A 26,047-nucleotide genomic window follows, 5' to 3' on the forward strand; every position below is an offset into this window, starting at 1 on the left:
AGAAATAGAGTTAATTTTGAAATCAAAAAAACAATGCATTATATCTATCGATCAATCAAAGCAAAGTATCTACAGCTTTAGCCAAAATATCGGACTAAGTCTAAAAAGCTTATCAAATATTCATAAAAACGACGGATATTTTATATCATACATAAAACATAAAGATCTCATTATATCGCCTATAGATGTCTCTTTAGCAGGATATACTCCAACATCGCCAGAAGAGATAGAAGGTGTAATAACACAAAAAGCATATGAAGAGCTTGGGCTAGATCAAAACTTTGAATATAAGATAAATTATATAAAACAAGAAGACTCTGCTACCATTTATGACACTTTTATAGCAAATACTCAAGCCATATATGAAAATTACAAAGAGATACTTCAAAATATAAAATACATAGATTGCATCACCGCAGCTCCTTTTCTTATGCAAGTTCTTTATAAAAATAATATTTTAAAAAAAGACGGAGTTGATTGTTTTATATACTTGCAAGAAGACGATGCATTTTTGGTAGTGTATAAATACGGAAAATATTTACAATCAAAATCCCTTTCTAGGTACTCTCTTAGTGCTATAAACACAAAACTTTGCGAGTTAAGCGGAAATAAACTAAGCTATGATGATTTTGCAAAGCAGCTAAGAATAAATGGTTTAAATTTAGAAGACGCAGGATATCTAAGTCAAATTTTAGACGATGTGTTTTATTATGTCTCAGACATCATAAGCAGCATACAAAATTTCTCAAATTTATCTATAAACAATATATATATAAGCAGCGATTTAGGAAATATAGATGGTTTAGATAAGTTCGTCCAAGACAGAATTCTCATAAAAACACAGGCTTTTGATTTTAATATAAATTTAAAAAACAGAGAACTTGATCATAGCTATCTTCATACGTTTATGACGCTGTATGCTATGGATTGTATAAAAGGCGATCTACAAAGTATAAACTTTTCAAATTTCTTAAGACCACCTGCTTTTTATAAAAGAAATGGAGGAATATTTTTAAGCATAGTTTGTGCTAGTTTAGTAGCTAGTTTAGCATATCCTTGTTATCAATTTTTATACGGGTATTTCGTAAATATACAAGCAAATTACGAACAAGAGAAGATAAATGATAGAAAATCCCAAATACAAGTCTTACAAGCAAAGCTAGAACAGATAAATTTAGACATACAAGCCACAAAACAAAACATATACTTAAACGATAAAGATCTAAATTTAAAAAAGAATTTATTAAATCAAATTTACGATAAAAAAGTTAATTATCCTATGAAAGGTGTTGCGATATATGATATAGCTGGATACACAAAAGATATGGATATCAAGATAAAAGAGCTATCTATAAAAGATAGAAATATCTCACTATCCATAAATAGCAGCAGCGATAAACAGATAACTCAGTTTATGCAAGATCTAGAACGCTCAAAAATATACAAGATAAGAACTAAAAAAATCTTTCTTTTAAGCAATCCAAATTTAGGCTATGAGAGCAATATTACCGTGGAGATAAAACAGTGAATATAGAAGAACTCATATTAAAACTCGACGGCTATTTTGCAAATAAAAAACCAAGCGAGATCAAGATGGTCTTTATAGCTACATTTTTTATCATATTTTATGTGGCTTATATGTCGTTGTATGATATTTCTGATGAGTACTGCAGACAAAATATCATAAATAAAGAAAATTTAGAAAAATCATACTTGGAACTACCTACCCCAAAATATCTTGACGAAGTGATATCTAAAAAACAAAAAGAGTTAGAAGATAGCTTAGTTCAACTAAAAGCTTTAAAAGCAAATAATAGTTTTTTAAATACAGAATTAAAAAAGCTATCCACGTCTTTTTTTGATATAAATAACCAAAACTCGTTTTTGAATTACATATCAAAACAAGCCGAACAAAATAGTATCAATATCACAAATATCACGAACAATACAAAACCGCTCTTGCAGTTATTTACTATGGATAAGATATATGATTTTAGGATTACTTTTAGCTCAAGCTTTACAAATCTTCTCAAATATATAAATTCTTTAGAAGAACTAAATTTGGTTATAGATATAAATAATATAGACCTAAATGCTTCTAGTTTAAGCATAATAGGAAGTATGGATATCTCTACTTGGGGGATAAAATATCAATGATAAGATATATATTTTTAGCATTAGCGACTATGAGTTTAGGCTTTTGTGAAGATAACAGCTTAGAAAGATATCAAAATATATTAAAAAATTTAACAGAAGCTAAAACAGGTCTTACTCAAAAAGAGATTGAAAATATAACAAATCCTTTTTTCAAATCCGAACAAGCAAATAGCTCTTTGCAAGCGAGTCAAGACAGCAATCAAACAGCACCTAGATATCGTCTTTATGCCATCTTCAACAATAAAGTAAAAATAAACAACTTATGGTATAAACTAAATGATAAAATAGATCAATACGATATATATAAAATCAAAAAAAGTAGTGTTGTGCTAAAAAATCAAGAAGAGCTTTTGGAGCTCAATATCATCAAAGGTAATCAAAATGTTTCTATTACATATAGATAAAAAAATCAAATTTATTTTATTGTTTTTATCTATTTTTATACTTAAGTCAGCACTTGTAGCTCAAAACTGCCAAAATAGAGTTTTTAATATAAAAATAAGCGATTCTGTAACAACAAATGAAATTCTAAATCAACTATCTGATAGTTGCCATTTTAGCATTATTCAAAGCGATGAACACACTAAATCGGTTCTAAATAGCCAAATATCTGGTATAAACATAAAAGATATGACATTAAATGAAATTTTTGACATTTTGGTCGAACAAAGAGACCTTAGCTATGAATTTAATAATAATCTATTAAAAATTTCAGCATTCCAAACAAAAACTTTTAAGATAGACTATATAACCTCAATTAGAACGGGACACGCAATCACAAAAGCTTCTGTAAATGCTTCTCCTGTAAAAGTAGATGGAGACAATGATAAAAACAGCGACAACGGCGAAGTCACTAAACTAGATAATGCTATAACTACTAAAGAAAAATTTGATTTTTGGGAAAATTTAAGCGATGAATTAACAGCTATATTAAGTAACGATATTCAAAGTATTAATGGGCAACAAAAAACAACTTCGCCTGCTATTATAATAAATAAAAATGCAGGATTAGTTACGATAACTGCTTCAAATTCTCAACTAAATCGTGTTGAAAAATATATTAAAGATTTAGAACAAAGGCTAAAAAAACAAGTTATGTTAGATGTTTCAATCATATCAGTAACGTTAGATAACGAATATAAAAAAGGCGTTGATTGGTCTAAATTTGAGCTTGGATTTAATAGCTATTTAGGCAACGGCTCCCAAAAAGACGCCGATGGCAATAAGCTACCATCAAATATTCAATTTGGAACAGGCACAAATGACAATCCAGCTCAAAGCCTTAGAAATATCACAGGCGGATTTGTTCTTGGCGGCGGAGTAAATTTAAGTATAGACGGTGTCTTAAATTTCTTAGAAACAAACGGCAAAGCTAAAGTTGTTTCAAGCCCAAAGATTATGACGATGAATAACCAACAAGCTTTGATCACAGTTGGAAGTAATATTAATTACCGCACGCAAGAAGATACAACAAACAATGGAACTACCACTACTACAAATACAACTTTTACTAATTATTCTGTTTTTATAGGTATGCTACTAAATATCTTACCAGAAGTTAGCGATGATGATAAAATTATGCTAAGAATAAACCCGAGCCTTAGTGAATTTAAATATTCTCAAGATGATACTTATAAAGCAAATGCAGATATTAGAACAATCGCTCCTGATACAAACCAAAAACAACTATCAACAGTAGTTCAAGTAAATAGCGGCGATACTATAGTATTAGGCGGATTGATAGGCGAAGCAAATAGTAAAAATATCAATAAAGTTCCGCTATTAGGAGATCTGCCTATAATTGGAAATTTATTTAAAAGCGATCAAGATATATTTAAAACAACTGAGCTTATTTTTATTATTAAACCAAAAGTAGTCAATATAGATAATCCAAATACAATAAAAAGCTCTTTAAAAGATTTAGGGTTTTCAGAGTCGATTTATGAATAACAGATATACAAAGATAAAAGATATTTTTTTAGAAGACAATGGCGTATTTGACTATATAAATTTAGATAAATCAACTTTAGCTTATCATAAAATTTTAAACGCACTCAAAAAACCGCTAAAACTAATACTATTTTATGGAAAGCCAGGCTCTGGAAAAACCTTTTTGTTAAACAAAATCTATAATGATCTAAGATCAAAGCAAGATGTTATATTTTTTTCTCAACCATTTTTTAATGAAAAAGATTTTATACAAGCTCTTTGTGCTCAAATTTTCAAACAAGAATTTAAAGATGTAAATACTTACGAAAAATTTATAGATACGTATAAAAATAGCATTGATCAAGAAGAAAATATTTTAAAAAAGCAAATCATTCTTTTATTAGATGAGGCTCAGTTATATCCAGATTTTCTCATAGAAAAAATACGCCTTTTAGCGGACACAAGGCATTTTAAGATACTTTTTACAGTGCATAAAACTAAAAGCGAAGACGTACTTGCAAAGGACTATTTTAGAACAAGAATTTGGGAAAGCATAGAACTTTTAAATTTGGTTAATGATGAAGTAGGATTATATATAGAAAAAAAACTGCTATATCACAACGAACATAGCTTTTTTTCTATGTATAAGCCATCTCATATAAAACTCATACATAAATTAACAAATGGAAACCTTAGAACACTAAATAGACTTTTATACAAAATGTATGAGATATATGAACATTATGAAGAAAACAGACCATCTTTTATCAACTCAAAATATCTAAAAACACAGATCGTAGAGATGGCGGCGATCAGCTCGGAGTTATTAGATGCTTGACGCTTACGAAATTCTAGAATTAGAAAGAAAATGGCAAGATTTTAACAATAAAAGAAATAGAAAAAAACAAGCATTGTATTTTTTGATCTTAATATCTATTTTATCTGTCATATTTGTAAGCTATGAAACATTTAAACATTTTGAACAAAACGATATCAAAAAGCAAGAGATAGTAGATTTAAATTTAAAAAAACAAGTTGATGAATTAAAACAAAAAGCTAAGCAAGCCAAGCTAAAATTTGAAGCCGATAAAAACAAAACAGAAGAGCAAGCGACTTTAGCTACAGATGAGCAGATGACTAAAGAAAATCTCACTCCGATGCTTATCGTCCCAAATAAACCAAATATTCAAAATACAAAACAACTAATAAGCCAAGCACCAGAACCGACGCTCATAGAAGAGTTTGATGCTAACCAAGGCGAAGTAAAAGAAGAAAAACAAAATAAGATTTTTATAGAATCAAAAGAAATGAAGCTATCTATAGCGTCTTTAAAAAAGAAATTTGAATCTACAAATGATATTAAATTTGCTATTTCTATAGCGCAGGAGTATTACAGACAACAAGACTATAAAAATGCTATGAAGTGGGCTTTTACGATAAATAATATGGACAAAGATAGGGTTGAGGGCTGGATCATATTTGCCAAATCAAAATACAAAACAGGCAAAAAAGATGATGCTATAAATGTTTTAAATACTATAAACAAAAAGCAACCGTCAAAAAGTATCGACGCGCTGCTTACACAGATAAAAATGGGTACTTTGTAATGAGCGAAAAAGAAGAATTAATATCCGGACCGGAATTTTATCAAAAACCAAAAAAAGATATGATGAATTCCATAGACAAACAAGTTTTACTTTCACTAGTAAAAGATAAAAAACTAGATAGCTCTTTGGCTCTTGAGCTTGAAGGAGAGATCATAGAAAACGGCGTAAAAAATACGCTTGTAAATAACAACTATATAACAAATGAAGATTTTTTACTAGCTTTATTTGATCTGTATAAAAGAGATAGGATAAATCTTAAAGACGTGTCCGAACATTTTATGCTAGATTCAAATTTATTTTTAACAAACTTAGCCAACCATTTTAAATTTACATACTGCGATCTTGAAAATACAAATTTAGATTACAATCTCTCTTCAAAGTTTCCAGTAGCCCAACTCAAAAAAATGGGCGCCCTACCGATAAAAGAAGATGAAATAAACGTATATGTAGCGTTTAAAAACCCATTTGACATAGAAGCTCAAGATAGAGTCAGTTACCTTTTTAACAGAAAATTGCTAAAAATAGTAGTGTGCGACCCGCTACAAATAGATAAATATATGAGTAAAATCGAGTTAAACGAAAGTGTAAATGGGCTGATATTAGAAATAAGAAAAGAGATTGGAAACAATACGACCTCAGATAACGACAGCAGCGGCATTTTAAAGCTTATTGAAACTATACTAAAATCATCTATAGAAGCAAGAGCAAGCGATATCCATATAGAGCCATCAGAAACCCACTGTATCGTAAGAAGTAGGATAGATGGTATGCTAACTGAGAGTTTTATATTTGATAAAGATATATATCCGCCATTAGTAAGCCGTATAAAATTACTTTCAAATATGGATATAGCAGAGCGTAGAAAACCACAAGACGGACGTTTTTCAGCTCAAATTTCAGGACGCGAGTATGATTTTCGTATCTCAACTCTACCTATCTTAAATGGCGAAAGTATAGTTTTAAGGATACTTGATAAATCAAAAGTTATCATCAGCTTAGAAAATTTAGGAATGCACCCGAAAAACTTTGCTAAATTTAAAAACGCTATGCACTCACCTTATGGCATCATACTAGTCACTGGACCAACTGGAAGTGGTAAAACTACGACACTTTATGGAGCTTTGAACGACATAAAAAGTATAGAAAAAAAGATCATAACAGTAGAAGACCCAGTCGAATATCAACTAAATATGATACAACAAGTTCACGTCAATGAAAAAGCCGGTCTAACATTTGCTATGGCTTTGCGTTCGATTTTAAGGCAAGATCCTGATATCATAATGATAGGCGAGATCAGAGATCAAGAAACACTTAGGATAGCTATCCAAGCAGCTCTTACTGGACACTTAGTCTTTTCTACTTTACACACAAACGACGCTATTTCCGCTATAATCCGCATAATAGACATGGGTATAGAAAGCTATCTAGTAAGCGGTGCGCTTATAAGCATAGAAGCCCAAAGACTAGTTAGAAGACTATGCCCAAATTGCAAACAAAAGATAACTCTTCCAAACAATGTTCTTGAAGATATCAAAGAGTATCTGCCACAAAACTATGAATTTTATAAAAGCGTAGGTTGCAAACAGTGCTCTGGAACTGGATTTTTAGGCAGAGAAATGATTAGCGAAATACTACCTATAAGTGATAAAATTCAATCAATGATAGCATCTGGTTCATCAAAAGAAGATATAAAAAAAGTAGCTTTAGAAGAAGGCTTTATAAATATGTTTCATGATGGTATCATAAGAGCTGCAAACGGTATAACAACGATAGAAGAAGTTTATAGAGTAGCTAGAACATGAAAATTTATGAAATAGAACAGATGATAAACTTTAAGCGGACTAAAGTCATCATAAAAGCAGATAGTCTAAATCAAGCTAGGGCTTTAGCAAAAACACAAAACAATAGCCCAATCTTAAAAATCAATGAGATAAACTCTATCCCGCTTGATGAACAACTAGAACAAGTAAAAGAACAACTAAGCAAATTTTTTTTAAATTCAAAAATAAAAATCCCAAATTTAGTTGCCCTAGTAAGACAGATAAGCGTTATGTCAAATGCAGGAATTTCCATACACGACTGCATAAAAGAAGCCGTTTCTAGTACATCTGATAAAAAACTTAGAGGTATATTTGAAAACGTAAGCATGGACTTAAATGCCGGTATGAGTCTAACTGAGTCGCTCAAAAAATACGAATACGAACTCGGACATATATTTATAGCTATGATTAGGCTTGGAGAAGAAGGCGGAAATCTCTCAGAAGCACTCAAAAAGTTAGCTGATATTTTACAAGAAGTATGGGATAATCAAAAGAAATTTAAAAAAGCTATAAGATATCCTATCACCGTCATAGTAGCTATAATAATAGCTTTTGTTTTACTTATGGTCGTAGTAGTGCCGAAATTTAGAGAAATTTTCGAGCAACTAAATGCTACGCTTCCACTGCCTACCATAATCTTACTAAATATAGAATACGTCCTTAGTAATTTTGGGCTATATATGCTTGGCGGAATCATTGTTTTGATTTTTCTTATCAAGAAATTTTATAAATCAAATAGCGAATTTAAATTTCTATCCGATAAATATCTACTAAAAGTTTATCTGATAGGAGATATAATACATCTTGCGACTATGCATAGATTTAACCTTGTATTTTCCGAGCTAGTTAAGGCTGGTATCCCTGTAGTAAATGCTTTAGACGATGCGTGTTTGACTATACAAAACTCATATATAAAAGATAAGATGTCAAACGTAAAAATAAGCGTCCAGCAAGGAAATTCGCTAAATTCAGCATTTAGAGACACAAAACTTTATGAAAGTATGCTTATACAAATGATAAGCGCAGGGGAGAAAAGTGGTAGTTTAGACTCTATGCTAGAAAAAGTTACGGATTATTATAAAGATAAATTTGATAATATCATAGATAATATATCAAGCTACGTAGAGCCGATACTGCTTGTATTTATAGCGTGTGCGGTCATACTTTTAGGACTTGGTATTTTTATGCCTATGTGGGATATGACAAACGCCGTAAAATAAATTTAATTTATCTTATTTATAAATCGGCTAATCAAATTTATACTATTTTTTTAAAATGTCTTATTTTTCTCAAAGAAAAATAAGCAAAACCTATCATAAATATTCTTTTTTCGCTCTACATGTTCAAGAGAAAATTTGATGAAGTCTTTTTGATAAATTTTTATTTAAAAATCATTTTCTTCCATAGTATTTAGGTGATAACAAAAAGTTATAAGACCCATTCAGCAAGAGATTTGATAATATATTTTTTAATTTATCAAATAAAATCAATATCTCTTATATGTTATTTATAGAAGAACTTAGCGCTAAGATAATTTTAGCTGTTTAAAAGCTTTTTAGCAAATTCACTCATTCTTTTGCCATCGCAGCTTGCGCCAAATTCATCTTTAGCTACTTTCATTAGGGCTCCTAGATCTTTTATAGAGGCAAAACCATTTTTTGATATGATGGCTTTAAGCCCCTCTTCTACTTCGTTATCGCTTAATTGTTTTGGAAGATATACGCTTATAATGGCTATTTCTTCGAGTTCTTTTTGAGCGAGATCGTCTCTATTTCCCGCTTTATACTGGGTTGCCGATTCGTTTCTACGCTTTATCTCAGTTTGAAGAATAGAAAAAATTCGCTCATCACTAAGCTCTACTCTTTCATCAACTTCGATTTGTTTAAATGCTGAATTTATCATTCTTAAAGTATCACGACGAAAATTATCTTTATTTTTCATCGCCTCTTTAATGTCGTTTAAAATTTGCTCTTTTACACTCATTTTTACTCCTTTAAATTTAATAATTTAAGCTTAGCACCAACTCCTATGCCTTCTCTAAGCCCATCATCAATGACGATAAAAGGTACTTTAAATTTAGATATCATAGAAGACATTAGCCAAATTCCAGCTATAACAAGCTCTACTCTATCATCTCCAACTAGCAAATCCGGATCTTTTGCGGCGCATAATATCCGCCTCGCATCATAAAAATCATTCATATCTAAAACCATACCATTTATCAGCCTTGCATCGTAATCATCATATTTTAATCCTAGCTTAAGTGCTGCTACACTTGTAGGAACTCCAGAAGTCAAGATGATATTTTCAAATTTAAAACCATCTATAAACTTTACAGCTTCATTAGTTTTTATTTTTGCAAATTTAGCAAATTTATCACTATCTTTTATATCAAAGTCGCATTCTTGCCAAAATCTAACTATGCCAAACTTAAAACTAGCAAAATTATCTCCAAAACTTATCTCAGTACTAGCTCCACCAAGATCTATAAGCAGAGATTTTTCTATATTTACTCCGAGCTTTTTCGCCCTATTTTCCACGCCTAGCCTAGTAAGTTTTGCCTCAAGAAATCCACTTATAATGTTGAAGTTTATACCCAAATCACTAGATATGAATTCAAAAAAGTCTTTGGCATTTTTAGCTAGTCTAAAAGCCTCTGTTGCGACTGCAATATTTAAATTTGAGTCAAAATCAAACCTACTTTTTAGCTGAACCAAAGCATCATAAATCCTTTTCTTAGCTTGATCGCTAAGCCCTTTATCGCTTAAATTTCTAGCAGATCCTACTATTTTTTCATAAGCCTGGACTACTTCAAGCTCATCATTCATCAAACAAGCTCTAAGAGTATTTGAGCCTAGATCGATACAGATCAATTTTTTATCCTTAAGTATTTTTTTATCGCTAGCTCTTTTTGTTGCTCTATAAATTTACCTAGCTCTTTTGATTTTAGCCCATTAGCCTTGCTTATATCTATAACTGGACTAAATTTTTTATCATAAAAACCAAGTTCTTTTGCTAAACTTATCCTTTTTTTAGTATTTAGCCCAAGCCACTGCGATAAACTCATATTTAGAGATATTTTCATCATATCAAATTTAGTACATCTTTTTAAAAATGGCTCGTTAATTAGCCTACGATAAAACTTTCCCAAACTTAAACTTGATAAAATTTGTTTTGGATCAAGCCTATACTCGCCTATGAGATCATACAAAAAAACTCTACTATCTTGCAATAAAGCAAAATGTTTTTCCACTTTTTTACCAAATTTAGCGCTGAGTTTTACTCCAAAAAGTTTTTTGTCTAAGCCTAAGTCCATAAGCAACCCAACTCCATAAGCTTGATGTTCTGCTTTGAAAAATTTCTCAAGCTCCTGGCGTTTTCGCTCTAAACTCAAGTCGCTTATGTCGATACTTTGCATTATTTTTAAACTATTATTATCTGCCCTTAAGGCAAATCTAGCCGCAAACTGCACAGCTCTTAACACTCTAAGGCTATCATCTTTGAAGCTATTTTCATCTACAACTCTTAAAGTGTTACTCTTTAAGTCTTGTTTGCCACCCCAAAAGTCAAGAATTTCGCCGGTAAAAATATTTAGCATTATGGAATTTATCGTAAAGTCACGCCTTTTACTAGCGATCATTTCATCATTACAGTAAAAAACGTCAAAAGCTTTATGCCCTACACCATTTTTACTCTCGATTCTAGGAAGGCTTAGATCAAAGTTTTTAAATTTATATACAAAGTAGCTTTTACCTACACCACTAGCGCCGATATCTTTCATCAAATCATCAAACTTATCGCTAGAAATATCATATATTTCTATATCAAAGTCGCTATTTGGCAAGCCAAGCAACAGATCTCTGACACATCCGCCTACCAAATAAGCACGTTTTGTATGTTTTTTTAGGAATTTTATAAGAGCGCTTAACTCGTTATTTTGAGATAAGTTTAAGGCGATTTTCGACATTTGCAAGCAAAAACTCTAAAAACTTGATAGTAATATCAAGTCTAAGATCTAAATTTGTACTTTCTGTGCTGTTTAATCCATCAAAAAGTACGCTTATACGCTCTTTTAGATTTTGTAAAAATATAATCTCACTGCTGATCTTGCTATCAAAATCCTGCGTGTTTTGGATAGACTGTTTGCTTAAGGTCATCTGCTCTTTTGGCTCGTCTTCAGATATGAAAAAAGGTTCTTTTCGCACTTGCTCTTCAGCTTTAGCTTTTTGCATATCTTCAAGCTTTTGGATTTTTTCTAGTTCGGCAGCGACCTCATCTATTGTGATCTTTGCGATATCTTCAAGTTTCATATTTTTACTAGCCACCTTTTAAATTCTCGTATTTCTTCTTCAGTTTTTAAATTTAAAAAAAACTCAAGCATTTGCGAATTTGCCTGAGTATTTTTACGTCTTAAACCACTAAGTCTTCTTATAGCAGAACTTGCCTCTTTGTTGGTAGGATCGGCTTTTAAGATATTTTTATAAACCTCAAGAGCGTCATCTCTAAGACCTTGATTTTCATAAATAAGTGCTTCAGTTATCGTATTTTTCATATTTTCTTTACATAATCACTAATTATAGAGCCAATCTCGCTTGTAGTGCATATCTCTTTGGCATCAAATTTGGCTATATCTTTTGTTCTGTATCCATCTTTTAACACTGCGCGAACTGCTTTTTCTATGGCATCAGCCGCATCATTTTCATTAAATGCGTATTTTAGCATCATAGCAGCTGAAAGTATCATAGCTATAGGATTTGCGATTCCTTGCCCTGCGATATCAGGAGCACTTCCATGTATAGGCTCATAAATCCCTACTTTTCCACCAAGCGACGCACTAGGAAGCAACCCGATAGAACCACATATCATACTAGCTTCATCGCTAAGTATATCACCAAATAAATTCTCAGTTAAAATAACGTCAAATTGTGCTGGATTTCTCACTAGCTGCATAGCAGCGTTATCCACATACATAAACTCTAAGCTTACTTCAGGATAGTCTTTTGCGACTTTTGTAGTCACTTCTCTCCAAAGTTGAGATGTTTCTAGTACGTTTGCTTTATCTACCATACAAACTTTTTTATCTCTTTTAAGGGCTACTTCAAAAGCGATCTTAGCTATCCTTTGTATTTCACTTGTGCTATATACCATAGTATTATAAGCTCTATCTTCTTCTTTTTTTCTAGGCTCACCAAAATAAAGACCACCAGTAAGCTCACGAACTACTAGTAAATCGACATCTTGTAAAACTTCAGGCTTTAAAGTAGAAGCATTTATAAGCTCGTCAAATATAAGAGCTGGACGTAAATTTGCATAAGCCCCAAGCGATTTTCTTATCTTTAAAAGTCCGCTTTCAGGGCGAAGATTTCTAGGAAGAGAGTCCCATTTTTCACCACCAATAGCCCCAAAAAGCACAGCATCACTTTTTAAAGCAGCATCCAAAGTCTCATCAGGAAGTGGAACGCCAAAAACATCAATGGCAGCTCCACCCATTAAAAAATATTCGTAGTTTAACTCAAACCCAAATTTCGCACTCACGCTATCGAGAACTTTTATCGCTTCGTCTGCTATTTCTGGCCCTATGCCATCACCTTTTATAACACATACATTATATCTTTTCATAGCTCAACCTCTATTAAATTTACATTATAAACTTTTTTTAGCATAGTTTATAAGTCCGCCAGATCTCACAAGCTCTTGCATAAACTCAGGAATCGGTTCAAATTTATACTCTGTTTTTTGAGTTAAATTTTTGATTATTCCTTCGCTAAAGCCTATTTCTAGCTCATCACCTTCATTTATCTCATCTGTTCTTTGACATTCTAGTATCAAAAGTCCTGTATTAAAGCTATTTCTATAAAAAATTCTCGCAAAAGACTTTGCGATTACCACACTGATACCAGCTGCTTTTAGTGCTATTGGAGCGTGCTCACGACTACTTCCGCAGCCAAAGTTCTCTCCAGCTACGATTATATCGCCTTTTGTAACTTTACTATAAAAATCCTTATCTGCATCTTCCATTATATGTTTTGCTAATATTTCTGGATCGCTTGTATTTAAATATCTTGCGGCGATTATTATATCAGTATCAATATTATCTTTAAATTTCCATACTTTTGACATATTTTTCCTTTAAAAATTTGGTCGATTATATCAAATTTAAACTTAAAATCGCTCAATTATCATCATAACTGCTATGATAGCTATCAAGACCGCACTTACTCTTTCTATCAGATAAGCTTTTGTTTTAAGCAGTTTTTTAAACGCGACTCCGCCAAGAGCATAGATATTAAAGTCGATGATCTCTATAAACATCAAGACAAATATCATCATATACAGCCTGATACCAAAGGGCGAAACGCTATCTATAAAGAGCGGAAATAAAGCAGTAAAAAACGCCCACGCCTTTGGATTTGATACTGAGCTCATAAAGCCTTGCCAAAACAGAGCTTTAGAGCTTATATCTTTTGCTTTTTCATCAAGGTTAAATTTGCTTCCAAGAAACATTTTATAGCTCAGATACAAAAGATAAATAGCACATATAATGGTAAAAATTTGAAAAAATATCGGAAATTTAGCCAACACCGCCCCTACTGAAACAGCGCATACAAAAGCGACTATGCCAAGACTTATCGTCGCTCCTGCCATCATAAAAAGCGTTTTTGTATAGCCGACGCTCATACCAAGGCTAAGAGCCAAAGTCATATTTAGCCCAGGAAGTAGCGAGATCGCCCAAAAAGTAGTTATAAAAAGCAACCAGTCCATAATAACACCTAAAAAGATTTAAACGCGTCAAAAAGCATCCAAACTCCAAGTAGTAAAAACATAGTTGCACTGATCTTATTTATAATCTTAAAGTTTGAACTAAAAAACATCTTTACGCTTGAGCCAAAAGTAGCATAGATATTTGTAGCTACAAACTCTATACAAGCTATAACTATGATAAATGCCGCAAAAGTAGAGTTAAAAGGATTATGAATGTCCATAAATTTAGGTAGCAAACTTATCATAAATCCCCATATAAGAGGATCGCCAAAAGAGCTTACAAATCCTTGAAAAACTATAGCTTTTGTGCTTAAATTTCTAACATCTATCTTTATATCACTATCTATTTTAGTAGCCAAAAACATCTTATAAGCTATAAAAAATAGATAAAACGCACCAAAAATCCTAAGAATAGTAAAGAAAAATGGAAATTTAGTTATCAAAAATCCTATCCCAACTCCGCTTAAAAATACCATAGCAGCCAAACAAAAAGTAGATGATAAGATAAATAAAAACGCTCTTTTATAACCTGCGCTAAGCCCGATAGTAAGCGCCATAAGCATATTTAGCCCGGGGCTTAAAGCAGCCAAAAAGAAGCTTGTAATAAATAAAATCCAGTCCATAAAATCACCTTAATTTTTGCGTAGTATTGTATCAAAAACTTATATAAATTCACAACTTTTTAACACTATTTTACAATAATTCCATCAAATTTATAAAAAAGGAAAAAGATGAAAATTTCAAAACCAGTTGGGACAACATCCACGATAGTCACATTTGTAGTAGTAGGGATCACGGGAATTCTTATGTTTTTTGATATAGAATCTAGCGGTATAAAGGTTTTACACGAATATATAGGTATTGCAATGGTGATAGCATGTGTATTGCATATAATGGCAAATTTAACACCGTTTAAAAAGTACTTTGTAGGAAAAAAATTAGCTATAATGAGCGTTTTATTTGTAGCGTCCGTAGTTTTTATAGCCGTTACACCAAATAATCCAAAACCGCCGTTTAAAGAGGTATATCAAAACTTCACAAATCTAAATTTAAGTACTGCAGAGAAAATTTTCGGCACGAATGAAAACTTATTTAATGAATACCTAAATAAAAATGGACTTAAATTTGAAGATATAAGCATAAAAGAATTTGCAACTAAAAATAATATAAAAGAAAACGACTTAGTAAAAGCACTGCTAAGCAAATAAAACAAAGCCACTTATCAAGGGGCTTTATGGCTTAGTGAGTTAAAAAATACTCTCTAATTTTTTTAGGATCATTTGTCTTTGTTAAAGAGAGCATCAAAAGCACTCTAGCTTTTTGTGCATTTAGATTATCGCTTGTCAAAAAGCCGTATTTTACGTCATCTACTTCGCCTTTGTTTGTAGTCTCTCCACTACCTACTCTGCTATCTCTAACGACAACTACACCGCTTTTTACCGCGTTACCTAAAGCTTCAAGCATACTTGGATATGGATTTCCATTTCCCATTCCAGCGTTGATTATGCCTTTTGCTCCATTTTTCACAGCGATATTTACAAAATCAGGATTATCGTTTGAGTGGTTAAATAGTATATCTACTCTAGGTAAAGACTCGATTTTAGTGATATCGAAATCGCTATTTTTTGTATGTTTTCTAGTTGGTTGCATATAAAATTTAGTATTTCCATAAATAACAGTGCCTATTTTACCAGTATTTGGAGAAGCAAAAGCATTTACAGCAGTAGTATTTGTCTTAGCAACTTCTCTAGCGGCGTGAATTTCATCATTCATAACAACCAAAACGCCCTTACCTACTGCTTCTTTATCCATTGCGACATTTACGGCATTATATAGATTTAAAGGACCATCTGCACTTAAAGAGTCTGAGTTTCTCATAGCTCCTACCATAACTATAGGCTTATTGCTTTTAACGACTAAATTTAGAAAATAAGCAGTCTCTTCCATAGTATCTGTTCCGTGAGTGATCACGATACCATCTATATTTTTGCTAGTTAAAAGCTCATTTACGCGTTTTGCTAGTTTTAGCCAAACTTCGTTATTCATCTCTTGAGAGCCGATATTACTTACTTGTTCGCCTTTTATGGTAGCTATCTCATTGATTTTAGGAACTGCGGCTATAAGTTTATCTACACTAACTGTTCCTGAAGAGTATCTGTTACTAAGAGCGCTTGAAGAACTTCCTGCGATAGTTCCGCCTGTGGCAAGTATATAAATAGTAGGTTTTGCAAAAGTAGCATTTAAAGCTAAAAGCATTAGTATAAAAACCTTTTTTTAAGACATGGATTTTTAATACATTAACAATCCAAAATCCAAAGCCTTGATTTTGTAAGTGTAATTATACAATTTAATAAAATTCAAGTCAAATCATATAACGCTGTCATCTTCAAATTCGTAGTAAGTTTTACCTATATTTTTAGTAGTTTTCGCACCTAGTTTTTTTAAATTTTCAAATCTTCCAAGCAGATTTCCTCTGCCTTCACTAAGAGTAGTTTGACACTCTCCAAAAGTTTTATTTAATGTATTTAGCTGATTTTGGATCTTCTCAAAACTATCTGTAAATATACTAAATTTATCATATATTTTTCCAGCTTCAGTGAGAATTCTCATAGCATTCTCATCGCTTTTTAAATTTCTCCAGCATATATAAACGGTTTTTAAAGCCATAAGCAAAGTAAGCGGAGTCGTTATAAAAATGCCTCTTTCATAAGCATACTCATATATTGTGCTGTCTTGATTTAAAGCCGTGTAAAATATAGCATCATTTGGAACAAACATAAATATATATTCATACGTTTTAGTGTCATAGTCTTGATACTCTTTTGAGCTAAGTAACTCAATGTGTTTTTTAACATCATTTGAAAGCGCCTTTGCAAACTGCGTTTTTTTGGCTTCATCGCTTTCGTTAAAATACGCATTATAATTCACCAAAGAGCATTTTGCGTCGATAATTGCTTTTTTACTATCACCAAAATCAACGACTACATCAAGATATTTTTGTGCTCCATTTTTATCTTTATAAGCGACTTGCTTAAAATAATTTTTATTTAGCTCTAGTCCGCTAGCACTAAGCACGCTATCAAGCTGTATCTCACCCCAGTTGCCAAGAACTTTTTTATTGCCATTTAGCGCCTCGGCGAGATTTTTAGCTTGAGTCATTATATTTTTGGTTTCACTTTTGAGATTTTCAAAATTCGTTTTAAATACAGTGCTTGTATTTATGCTCTCTTTTTGGTATTTTTCTATCTCGTTTTTGAGCGGATTTATAAGATTTTCAAGGATCTTTTGTGAGTTTTCGCTAAGCGTTTTACTATTTAAATTTAAAAGATGTTGGCTCATCTCTTTGGTTTTTAGCTCAAAATACTCTCTCGTTTTTAAATCTAGCTCGTCTTGTCTTGCTTTTAATTCTAAATTTATATGAATTTGTTCATCAAATTTAGTTTTTAGTTTTTCTTTTTCTATCTCACTTTGTGTTTTTTGCTCATTTAGGTTTTGAATTTTGTTTTCCAAACTCAGCAGTTTAGCTCTATTTTCATCAAGTTTGATCTGTAAATTTAAAAATCTCTCATTTTGCAATTTAAGTTCAAATTTAAGCTTATTTGTATGAAAGAATTGATATAAAACCAAAACTAAAAGAGCAGAGATAACAGCAGATAAAAGTATATAAATTTCCATATTTTTCCTATATTTTATTTTTAAGAAAATTATATCTTAGATTTTCTTAAAAACTTTGATTTGAGATATCAAAAGTGCTATAATCACAGCATTTACGATACCTTTTGTAAATATACTTTGCATATTGATTTTTGCCATATACGTCAAAAATGGTAAATTTTCTATACAAAACTACAAAAAATCAGCTGGTTGGATTTATGCAAGTTTTAATTAAATTTATTATTTTATATATTTTGTGTATGTAGATGATCCCCAAAAAAGGGGATCAAAGTGGCTTACATCATACCGCCCATGCCACCCATACCGCCCATATCAGGCATTGCTGGCATAGCAGGTTTGTCTTCTTTTATATCACTAACAGTAGCTTCTGTAGTAAGTAGCAAGCTTGCTACGCTAACTGCATTTTGAAGAGCAACCCTTTCAACTTTAACAGGATCGATGATACCTGCTTCAAACATATTTACGTATTCGCCATTAGCCGCGTTAAATCCATAGTTCGCATCACTGCTTGTTTGAACTGCATTTGCTACGACTCCTGCATCAAAGCCCGCATTTGCAGCTATTTGACGAAGTGGAGCAAAAAGCGCACGTTTAACGATCTCAGCACCGATCAGCTCATCGCCTTTTAGATTTAGACTTACTTTGTTTCCAGCTTTTATAAGTGCTGCACCACCACCTACTACAATGCCTTCTTCTACAGCTGCTTTTGTAGCGTTTAGAGCATCATCTACTCTGTCTTTTTTCTCTTTCATCTCAGTTTCAGTAGCAGCACCGACTTTTATAACAGCAACTCCACCGCTTAGTTTAGCTAGTCTTTCTTGAAGTTTTTCTCTATCGTAGTCGCTTGTTGTCTCAGCGATTTGAGCTTTTATTTGATTGATTCTAGCTTCTATAGAGCTCTTATCGCCTGCACCATTTACGATAGTAGTATTGTCTTTGTCTATCACTACTCTATCAGCACTTCCAAGATCTTGCAAACTAGCGCTCTCTAATGTTCTACCTAACTCTTCGCTTATAACTTCGCCACCAGTTAAAATAGCAATATCTTCAAGCATAGCTTTTCTTCTATCGCCAAATCCAGGAGCTTTCACAGCTGAAATATTTAAAACACCTCTTAGTTTATTTACAACAAGTGTTGCAAGAGCCTCACCTTCTATATCTTCAGCTACGATAAGAAGAGGTTTTCCTGTTTTTTGAATTTGCTCTAAAACAGGAAGTAGATCTTTTAAATTTGTAATCTTTTTATCAAATAAAAGTATATATGGACTGCTTAGCTCAACTTGCATTTTCTCTGCATTTGTGATGAAATATGGGCTTAGATAACCACGATCAAATTGCATACCCTCAACAACAACAAGCTCATCATTTATACTTTTTGCTTCTTCTACTGTTATAACGCCGTCTTTACCTACTTTTTCCATAGCTTCAGCTATAAGATCGCCTACTCTAGTGTCGCTATTTGCAGAGATCGTAGCTACTTGAGCTATCTCTTTTTTACCATCTACTTTTTTAGCAGATACTTTTAGCTCATTTATGACAGCTTCTGCAAATTTATCCATACCGCGTTTTACCTCAATAGGATTTGCCCCAGCAGTTATATTTCTAAGTCCTTCTTTAAATATAGCGTGAGCTAAAACAGTAGCAGTAGTAGTGCCATCTCCTGCTTCATCATTTGTTTTACTAGCAACTTCACGAACTAGACTTGCACCCATATTTTCTATAGTATCTTTAAGCTCGATCTCTTTTGCAACACTTACGCCATCTTTTGTAATAGAAGGAGCGCCAAAACTCTTTTGGATAAGTACGTTGCGTCCGCGTGGTCCCATAGTTACTTTAACGGCGTCATTTAGTTTTTTAACACCTTCATAAAGTCTGTTTCTTGCATCATCTGAAAATATAATCTCTTTTGCCATTTTTATCTCCTTATTTTGTTTTACCTAAAACATCTTCTAAATTTAAAACTAAATACTTTTTATCTTCTAAGCTAACTTCACTACCTGCATATTTTGCAAAATACACGATATCGCCAACACCAACATTCTCAGCTTCTTTGCTGACTGCTACTACTTTACCTTTTGAAGGTTTTTCTTTTGAAGCATTGTCTGGTATGATAATACCGCTAGCAGTAGTTTTAACTTCTTCTTCACGCTCTACTAAAATGCGTTTTCCAAGTGGTTCGAAATTCATCTTTATTCCTTTCAGTATTTTTAGATTTTCTTTTTTAAAATTAGCACTCTAACCTTTTGAGTGACGAAAATATATCATAATTTAAGTTAAAAGTCAAGGGTTATAGTGAAAATTATCATAAAATTTTAGTCTATTACACTCAACTTTTGAAAAAAATCTTAAGTTACTATTTCTTAACTTAGATTTAGTATAATTTAGCCTAATTTCTACAAAGATCAGGAGTTTTTATGAAGATAGTCGGCTGGATTTTTGGTGTCACGATCTTATTGTTTTCATGTGTGTATGGCATACTTTTTACAAATTTCGGGAATTCTTTATTAAAGCCTTATGTCCAAAATTTATTACAACAAAAGACAAATACTCATGTAGTTTTAAACAAATTTAAAGTCGGTCTTACCGCCATAGAAATAGGTGCAGATATAAATCAAGAACTAAATTTAAGCATATCTGGAGATTATAATTTATTTAAAAAAGACTTTAATCTAAAATACGTTTTAAGTGCAAATAGGTTGAAAAGTTTTGGGTTGAATGTAAAAGAAGAGATGGAGCTAAAAGGTATTTTAAGCGGAAATTTAAATAATTTTATAGCAAATGGGGCTGGTAATGCATTTGGCTCAAATATCAAATTTAATACAAAAATCATAGATTTTAAACCATCTTTGATCAAACTAGATGCTAAAAATCTAAATGTAGAAGATATCTTAATAAGCATAAACCAAAAACCATATCTAAACGGAAAACTAAATTTAATCGCTGATATTTCTGATACAAATGGCACTAGCTTGGGATTTGCTAAAGTAACATCTTCTAAATTATATACGAACAATGCTTTAGTAAAAGAAGATTTTAATATAACATTAGGCGATAATTTCTATCTAAATTTAAACTCGGATATAAAAGTACTAGACAAAATAGCAACGGCAAAAACGGTTTTAAGCTCACCTATTGCCATAGCTGCGGCATTAAATTCTATTTACGATATAAATAAAAATGAGCTAAATAGCGACTTTAACCTAAACATTCCAAATTTAAACAAACTAGAAAAAATCATAAATCACAAGCTTAGCGGAGAGATAACGCTCAAAGGCGATATAAAAATATCTGCTTCCAAACTTGAGTATTTTGATGCGCTCATAAAAGGTTTTGGGGGAAATATAAACGCAAAATTAAAAGACGATCAAATAACTGCCGAGCTAAAAGATATAAAGCTTGATGAAGTCCTAAAAGTAGCTATGTTACCAAATGTTGCAAATGGATTAATGCAAGGCGCAATAAACATAAAAGATATCAGCTCGCCTAGCCTAATTAGCGGTATAGCAAGCTTAAGAATTTCAAAAGCAAAAATCCAAAAAGACTCTGTAAATAAACTCTTAAATATAGGCATTAACAAAGATATACCTTTTAATAGCGATATCAAAATAAGCGTAGATAAAGGCTTATTAAATCTTGATTCTATTATAACTTCGCAGATTTTAAATTTAAATAAGTTAAATGGAAAATACAATCTGGCTCAAAAAAGTGGAGATTTTGATTTTATACTTGACATAAATGATCTTAGCAAGCTTACAAATCAAAATTTAAAAGGAACAATCTTACTAAATGGTGCTGCAAATATAAGATCAAACGCCTTAAAAATACTAAATTTAAATGGAAATTTACTTGGCGGAAAAATTGATATAGCACTAAATAATCAAAACTTAAAAGCAAATTTAAATAGTATTTCATTGAACGATTTGTTTGTTATAGCAGGACAAAAGCCACTAGCAAATGGTATTTTAAATGCGGATCTAAATTTTGATAGCATAGATATCAAAAACTTAAACGCAAAAGGTATTTTAAATATAAAAAACGGAAGTTTAAACTCAAAAAATATTAGTCAAATTTTAAAGAAAAATATCCCTGAAGACGTCAAATTTGAATTAAACATAAAACCGACTATAACAAATTCTATTGTGTATTTTTCATCTAATCTAAACTCAAATTTGATGGATATAACTAAATTTAACGGCAGCTTTGACATAAACAAGATGCTCTTAGATGCAGTTTATAACGCAAAAATAGATGACTTATCTAAACTAGAGTTTTTAAGCGGCAAAAAATTAATAGGAGCCACAAATTTAGACGGCAAAATAAAATATGATAAAAATCTCTACGCCACGCTAAAATCAAAACTGCTAAATAGTGAGCTAAGCTCTAAACTAGAAGATAATAAGCTAAATTTAAATATGAATAATTTTGATATAAGCGAGCTTTTAGCAATGCTTGATTATGAAAAATTCTATAGTGGAAAAGGAAACTTAAACGCTAACTATGACATAGAATCAGCAAAAGGAAATTTCAAAATAGACATACTAGAAGGAAGCCTTACAAAAAGCGGACTTACAGAAGCTATAAGCGTAGCTTTAGATAGAGATATAACAAAAGAAGTATATAAAAATGGCTATATAAAAGGCGATATAAACAGAGATTTACTAACCTTAAAAGCAGAGATTAGCTCACCAAAATCAGACATAAACATAACAAAAGGAACACTAAATTTGGCTAATTCAAAGATATTTATACCAGTTGATTTAAATATAGAAAAAACAGACCTTAGAGTAGAAGTCTCAGGAACAACGCAAAAACCAAGATATGCGTTTGATTCAAATTATATAAACCTAAAAATAGAAAAAACCTTAAACAAAGTATTTAAAACAGATGAAAACGCAACTAAACAAAACAACGCAAAAGAGCTGATAAAAGGACTAAAAAATCTTTTTTAACTCTTCAAAATGCCCCAAAAACCAAAGCACCGCAAACTGCAAATTTGGTGCTTTAACCTTACTTTCGTCATATATGAATTTGGTGATTTCTTCTCTTTTTATAAATTCTATTTCTATCCTCTCGTCATCGACTCCGCCACCTGCGGTTTTTTTCATACTTTCATCTATAAAAGTACAAAATAGCGTTTGGCGATTTGCACCAAATCCAAGTGCAGTATAACTGCTAGTTATCTTTTTTACCTTACCAACCTCATATCCAGTCTCTTCAAGTATCTCTTCAAGTATGGTCTGTTCAGGACTTAAGCCCTTATCCATGATACCAGCACAAAGCTCGTAAGTCACTCCTAGCTCATCTGAATTTATAGAATGCCTAGTTTGGTAATACCAAAGCGATGGACGAAACTGCTTGACAAGCAAAAATGCGTCGAACTCCTTGTGATACATTATGCAAGAAACACTATCGTGAGCCTCTACGCAGTCCCAGCGTTTGTTTTTCCCATCTTGAGTATATAAAATACTAAATGGTTTTACGAATTTTGATTTTTCAAGAGGAACGATCTCTAAATTTTTTATAATAGTATCCATTTTGCAAGTCCTAAAAAGCTAAAAAATCCAACCGCATCAGTTACTGTAGTCAGTAAAACAGAGCTTCCAACAGCTGGATCTATGCTAAATTTTTTAAGTATCAAGGGTATGAGCGTCCCAAAAAATCCCGCACAAAATAAATTTATAACCATAGAAATAGCTATCACAACACCAAGTAAGCTAACGCCAAACCATATATAAGCTATGATCCCCATCAAAGTAGCAAAAATCAGCCCATTTATAAAAGCTATACTGACTTCTTTAAAGATTACGCGTTTTGCGTCGCTAAAATCTATCTCATGAGTAGCAAGCTTACGAACGGTAACAGCAAGTGCTTGAGTTCCGGTATTTCCACCCATACTAGCAACAATAGGCATAAGTATAGCAAGAGCTACGTAAGCTTCTATAGTCTTATCAAAAAACCCTATGATAGAAGCGCTGATAAGTGCGGTGATTAAATTTATAAAAAGCCACACTGCTCTAGCACGCCCTGCTTTAAAAAGCGTATCTTCTTCTTCTGCTTCATCATTGACACCGGCTAAGTTATATATCTGCTCAGTAGCGCTCTCTTCTAAGAAGTCGTGTATATCATCAGTAGTGATACGTCCTAATAAAACTCCAGCTTTATTTACGACTGCTATGGCACTTAAGTCAAAATCTTTTACCATAGTTGCAACTTCGCTTATATCATCTGTATCTGTTGCGGCGTGAGGTTTGTATTTTTCTACTCCGCCATCTTTTACTATATTTTCTAAATTTAGATCAAAATCATATACTATTAAATCTTCAAGCGGTATAGCGTAGCAAAGAATTCCATTTTTATCTACTACAAAAAGCTGAAATATATTTTCGATTTCTCCTAGTTTTTTCATAACTCTAAAACGAGATATAACCGAACTTAGTTTTTCATCTAATTTAGCTGAGAAAAGCTCAGTTTGCATATATGCACCGGCTTCATTTTCTGCGTAATTTATAAGCTTGCTGATCTCTTTTTGACTATCTAGTTCAAGAGAACGAAAAAGCTCTTTTGCCTTATCTTCGTCTATATCTTCGATATACTGAAGCAAGTCAGTCGCGTCATCACTCTCAAGCTCTTCGATAGCTTTTGCTATTTTATCATTTGGGACATTTTCTATCAAGTCTTTTAGCATGTGATCAGGCATCTCTATAGCCACTTCACCAAGACTTTGAGAATCTAGTTTTTCTAGATAGTTTGCATACTCATTCTCATCATGTCTTTTTAAGACCTTAAGGTGTTCAGCAAGATCAGCAGGACTTAAATCATTTAGTCCGGTGCCATCTTCAAAATGCTTTTCTAACTGTTCTTTTATCTCGTCTAATTCTTTAGTCATTTGATACCTTAAAATGCGATTACGTTTTCAAAATCCTCTTCTTTAGGAGCATTTACGTGACCATTAGAACTAGAAATAAATTCATTATTAAATTTTTCCACCAAAGCATTGAACTCAATCTTTTGTTTGCCACTTAAAATACTTTTTGCTATTTTGACTATAGACTCGGGATTTATAGCTTGATTATTTTTATATAAACCAAAATGCAAATGCGGTCCAGTACTCATTCCAGTATTTCCTACATAGGCTATGAGTTGTCCTTTTTTAACATTTTTACCATTTCTCATACCTGTAGCAAAGCCGTTTAAATGAGCGTATAATGTCATATAATTATCAGTATGACGTATCGTCAAAACCTTACCATATCCGCCTTTGTTTCCGACAAAACTCACTACGCCATCGCCAGCAGCATATATCTTTGTCCCTTTTGGAGCAGCATAATCCATACCTAAATGCGCTCTATATCTTTTCAAGATAGGATGCCACCTTTTTGGGTTAAATCTTGAACTTATCCTAGCATTTAAAACCGGCTTTACTAAGAAGAAATTTTCTAGCTCTTTTCCGGTTTTATCGTAAAATCTATCATCGTATTGATAAACATACTTAGCTTTTCCGCGAATTTCCACCATAGAAGCTTTGATGTTTGGCATACCAAAAACACGCCCAAGTCTTCTTTTTTGAGAATAAATAATAACTAGCCTATCGCCTTTTCTAAGCCCTTTAAAATCGACACTTCCTTTAAACGCATTCATAAATGAACTTGCTAAGGCGACATTTCCAGTGCTAGATATGATATCTTGATACGGAGATCTGTTTATATCTATGCTTAAGACAAGATCTTCTGTGGAGTATATGATAGGCAAAAACTCCAAAACAAATTTTCCCAAATGATCTTTATATATATGTATTTGAAGCTCTTCACTAATAGGAATCAAAACTTGAGTTATGTTATCAAACTCATCTCTTAAGATCTGAAATCTAGTTCCGCTCATTATCTCACTGGCTAGTTCTTGATCTTCTTTTTCTAAGTTATAATATAAAGCTAAAGGAATTTTATTGTTTTCCAAAAACATCAAAAAACTCTCGCCATTTGGCCATATTAGTTCTTCAACGCTTGGTTTTATAGCATATAAATTTATCACGCAAAATAAAAATAAAATAATCTTTCTAAGCATAAACTACCTCTGTAAAAAAAATCTCATTATTTTAAC

25 protein-coding genes and 1 pseudogene are annotated in these 26,047 nt (G+C 32.1%); 10 read left to right on the forward strand and 16 right to left on the reverse strand.

All coding sequences use genetic code 11. The features are described 5' to 3' along the window. Nucleotides 1–16: 16 nt before the first annotated feature. From CHLWT_RS04925 to CHLWT_RS04960, 8 genes are all read left to right on the forward strand, one after another. Complete coding sequence (locus tag CHLWT_RS04925; protein ID WP_112000647.1) at nucleotides 17–1,528, forward strand: hypothetical protein; 1,512 nt, start codon at nucleotides 17–19, stop codon at nucleotides 1,526–1,528. Beyond that, nucleotides 1,525–2,157 (forward strand): hypothetical protein, encoded by a 633-nt coding sequence (locus CHLWT_RS04930; RefSeq protein WP_112000646.1) that lies wholly within the window; start codon nucleotides 1,525–1,527, stop codon nucleotides 2,155–2,157. The genes CHLWT_RS04925 and CHLWT_RS04930 overlap by 4 nt, the downstream gene beginning before the upstream one ends. Continuing rightward, nucleotides 2,154–2,561, forward strand: a complete 408-nt coding sequence (locus tag CHLWT_RS04935) for a hypothetical protein (protein ID WP_112000645.1) — start codon at nucleotides 2,154–2,156, stop codon at nucleotides 2,559–2,561. Before CHLWT_RS04930 ends, CHLWT_RS04935 begins: the two co-directional genes overlap by 4 nt. Then, nucleotides 2,539–4,107 carry a pilus (MSHA type) biogenesis protein MshL gene (gene mshL, locus CHLWT_RS04940; protein WP_063998219.1) on the forward strand — a complete coding sequence of 523 codons (1,569 nt, stop codon included), beginning with the start codon at nucleotides 2,539–2,541 and terminating at the stop codon, nucleotides 4,105–4,107. Before CHLWT_RS04935 ends, mshL begins: the two co-directional genes overlap by 23 nt. Further along, entirely contained in the window at nucleotides 4,100–4,924 is an 825-nt protein-coding gene (locus tag CHLWT_RS04945) for an ATP-binding protein (protein ID WP_112000644.1), read from the forward strand. The genes mshL and CHLWT_RS04945 overlap by 8 nt, the downstream gene beginning before the upstream one ends. Next, nucleotides 4,917–5,693, forward strand: coding sequence for a CDC27 family protein (locus CHLWT_RS04950; RefSeq protein ID WP_111970946.1), 777 nt, complete (start codon nucleotides 4,917–4,919; stop codon nucleotides 5,691–5,693). Before CHLWT_RS04945 ends, CHLWT_RS04950 begins: the two co-directional genes overlap by 8 nt. Nucleotides 5,694–5,755: 62 nt before the next feature. Further along, on the forward strand, nucleotides 5,756–7,495 hold the full coding sequence (locus CHLWT_RS04955) for a GspE/PulE family protein (RefSeq protein WP_176320881.1): 1,740 nt from the start codon (nucleotides 5,756–5,758) through the stop codon (nucleotides 7,493–7,495). Then, entirely contained in the window at nucleotides 7,492–8,733 is a 1,242-nt protein-coding gene (locus tag CHLWT_RS04960) for a type II secretion system F family protein (RefSeq protein WP_111985307.1), read from the forward strand. The genes CHLWT_RS04955 and CHLWT_RS04960 overlap by 4 nt, the downstream gene beginning before the upstream one ends. 316 nt (nucleotides 8,734–9,049) lie before the next feature. On the opposite strand, the gene CHLWT_RS04965 is transcribed toward CHLWT_RS04960, so the two are convergent. The 9 genes and pseudogenes from CHLWT_RS04965 to CHLWT_RS05005 form a co-directional block, all read right to left on the reverse strand. Further along, complete coding sequence (locus CHLWT_RS04965) at nucleotides 9,050–9,496, reverse strand: GatB/YqeY domain-containing protein (protein ID WP_111948167.1); 447 nt, start codon at nucleotides 9,494–9,496, stop codon at nucleotides 9,050–9,052. Nucleotides 9,497–9,498: 2 nt separating this feature from the next. After that, the gene (locus CHLWT_RS04970; RefSeq protein WP_112000642.1) at nucleotides 9,499–10,386 is read right to left on the reverse strand and encodes a Ppx/GppA phosphatase family protein; all 888 of its coding nucleotides are present in this window, start codon (nucleotides 10,384–10,386) and stop codon (nucleotides 9,499–9,501) included. Continuing rightward, complete coding sequence (locus tag CHLWT_RS04975) at nucleotides 10,383–11,480, reverse strand: tRNA nucleotidyltransferase/poly(A) polymerase family protein (protein WP_170253208.1); 1,098 nt, start codon at nucleotides 11,478–11,480, stop codon at nucleotides 10,383–10,385. The genes CHLWT_RS04970 and CHLWT_RS04975 overlap by 4 nt, the downstream gene beginning before the upstream one ends. Then, a pseudogene (locus tag CHLWT_RS09620) lies at nucleotides 11,446–11,604 on the reverse strand (CiaD-like domain-containing protein); the annotation flags it as partial. The gene CHLWT_RS04975 and the pseudogene CHLWT_RS09620, both read right to left, overlap by 35 nt. 215 nt (nucleotides 11,605–11,819) lie before the next feature. Further along, entirely contained in the window at nucleotides 11,820–12,065 is a 246-nt protein-coding gene (locus CHLWT_RS04985) for a hypothetical protein (protein WP_063998227.1), read from the reverse strand. After that, nucleotides 12,062–13,132, reverse strand: coding sequence for a 3-isopropylmalate dehydrogenase (leuB, locus tag CHLWT_RS04990; RefSeq protein ID WP_063998228.1), 1,071 nt, complete (start codon nucleotides 13,130–13,132; stop codon nucleotides 12,062–12,064). The genes CHLWT_RS04985 and leuB overlap by 4 nt, the downstream gene beginning before the upstream one ends. Before the next feature lie 24 nt (nucleotides 13,133–13,156). Then, nucleotides 13,157–13,633 carry a 3-isopropylmalate dehydratase small subunit gene (locus CHLWT_RS04995; protein WP_063998229.1) on the reverse strand — a complete coding sequence of 159 codons (477 nt, stop codon included), beginning with the start codon at nucleotides 13,631–13,633 and terminating at the stop codon, nucleotides 13,157–13,159. A 42-nt stretch (nucleotides 13,634–13,675) separates the two neighbouring features. After that, nucleotides 13,676–14,275 carry a LysE family translocator gene (locus CHLWT_RS05000; RefSeq protein ID WP_111999999.1) on the reverse strand — a complete coding sequence of 200 codons (600 nt, stop codon included), beginning with the start codon at nucleotides 14,273–14,275 and terminating at the stop codon, nucleotides 13,676–13,678. Between the two features lie 8 nt (nucleotides 14,276–14,283). Next, a complete protein-coding gene (locus CHLWT_RS05005) occupies nucleotides 14,284–14,898 on the reverse strand; it encodes a LysE family translocator (protein WP_112000000.1) in 615 nt (204 codons plus the stop codon). Nucleotides 14,899–15,006: 108 nt separating this feature from the next. Here CHLWT_RS05005 and CHLWT_RS05010 point away from each other — a divergent pair, with 108 nt between their 5' ends. Continuing rightward, entirely contained in the window at nucleotides 15,007–15,483 is a 477-nt protein-coding gene (locus tag CHLWT_RS05010; protein WP_112000001.1) for a DUF4405 domain-containing protein, read from the forward strand. A 31-nt stretch (nucleotides 15,484–15,514) separates the two neighbouring features. Here the strand turns inward: CHLWT_RS05010 and CHLWT_RS05015 are convergent, their stop codons facing one another. The 4 genes from CHLWT_RS05015 to groES form a co-directional block, all read right to left on the reverse strand. Beyond that, nucleotides 15,515–16,531: a type II asparaginase gene (locus tag CHLWT_RS05015; RefSeq protein ID WP_111971492.1), complete on the reverse strand. Its 1,017-nt coding sequence runs from the start codon at nucleotides 16,529–16,531 to the stop codon at nucleotides 15,515–15,517. Nucleotides 16,532–16,642: 111 nt separating this feature from the next. Beyond that, entirely contained in the window at nucleotides 16,643–17,950 is a 1,308-nt protein-coding gene (locus CHLWT_RS05020; RefSeq protein ID WP_112000002.1) for a DNA recombination protein RmuC, read from the reverse strand. Between the two features lie 275 nt (nucleotides 17,951–18,225). Next, entirely contained in the window at nucleotides 18,226–19,863 is a 1,638-nt protein-coding gene (gene groL, locus CHLWT_RS05025; RefSeq protein WP_063998234.1) for a chaperonin GroEL, read from the reverse strand. A 10-nt stretch (nucleotides 19,864–19,873) separates the two neighbouring features. Beyond that, nucleotides 19,874–20,137 carry a co-chaperone GroES gene (gene groES, locus CHLWT_RS05030; RefSeq protein WP_111968357.1) on the reverse strand — a complete coding sequence of 88 codons (264 nt, stop codon included), beginning with the start codon at nucleotides 20,135–20,137 and terminating at the stop codon, nucleotides 19,874–19,876. 227 nt (nucleotides 20,138–20,364) lie between these two features. Here groES and CHLWT_RS05035 point away from each other — a divergent pair, with 227 nt between their 5' ends. After that, nucleotides 20,365–22,899: a hypothetical protein gene (locus CHLWT_RS05035; protein WP_112000003.1), complete on the forward strand. Its 2,535-nt coding sequence runs from the start codon at nucleotides 20,365–20,367 to the stop codon at nucleotides 22,897–22,899. On the opposite strand, the gene CHLWT_RS05040 is transcribed toward CHLWT_RS05035, so the two are convergent. Genes CHLWT_RS05040 through CHLWT_RS05050 form a run of 3 tightly spaced genes read right to left on the reverse strand, consistent with a single transcriptional unit; the run spans nucleotide 22,882 to nucleotide 26,011 of the window. Beyond that, entirely contained in the window at nucleotides 22,882–23,484 is a 603-nt protein-coding gene (locus CHLWT_RS05040) for an NUDIX domain-containing protein (protein ID WP_063998285.1), read from the reverse strand. The genes CHLWT_RS05035 and CHLWT_RS05040 overlap by 18 nt on opposite strands. Further along, a complete protein-coding gene (gene mgtE / locus CHLWT_RS05045) occupies nucleotides 23,469–24,836 on the reverse strand; it encodes a magnesium transporter (RefSeq protein WP_063998286.1) in 1,368 nt (455 codons plus the stop codon). The genes CHLWT_RS05040 and mgtE overlap by 16 nt, the downstream gene beginning before the upstream one ends. A gap of 8 nt (nucleotides 24,837–24,844) precedes the next feature. Next, the gene (locus tag CHLWT_RS05050) at nucleotides 24,845–26,011 is read right to left on the reverse strand and encodes a peptidoglycan DD-metalloendopeptidase family protein (protein ID WP_112000004.1); all 1,167 of its coding nucleotides are present in this window, start codon (nucleotides 26,009–26,011) and stop codon (nucleotides 24,845–24,847) included. Nucleotides 26,012–26,047: the final 36 nt, after the last annotated feature.

The sequence above is a fragment of the Campylobacter hyointestinalis subsp. lawsonii genome, assembly GCF_013372165.1.
GTDB lineage: Bacteria > Campylobacterota > Campylobacteria > Campylobacterales > Campylobacteraceae > Campylobacter > Campylobacter lawsonii.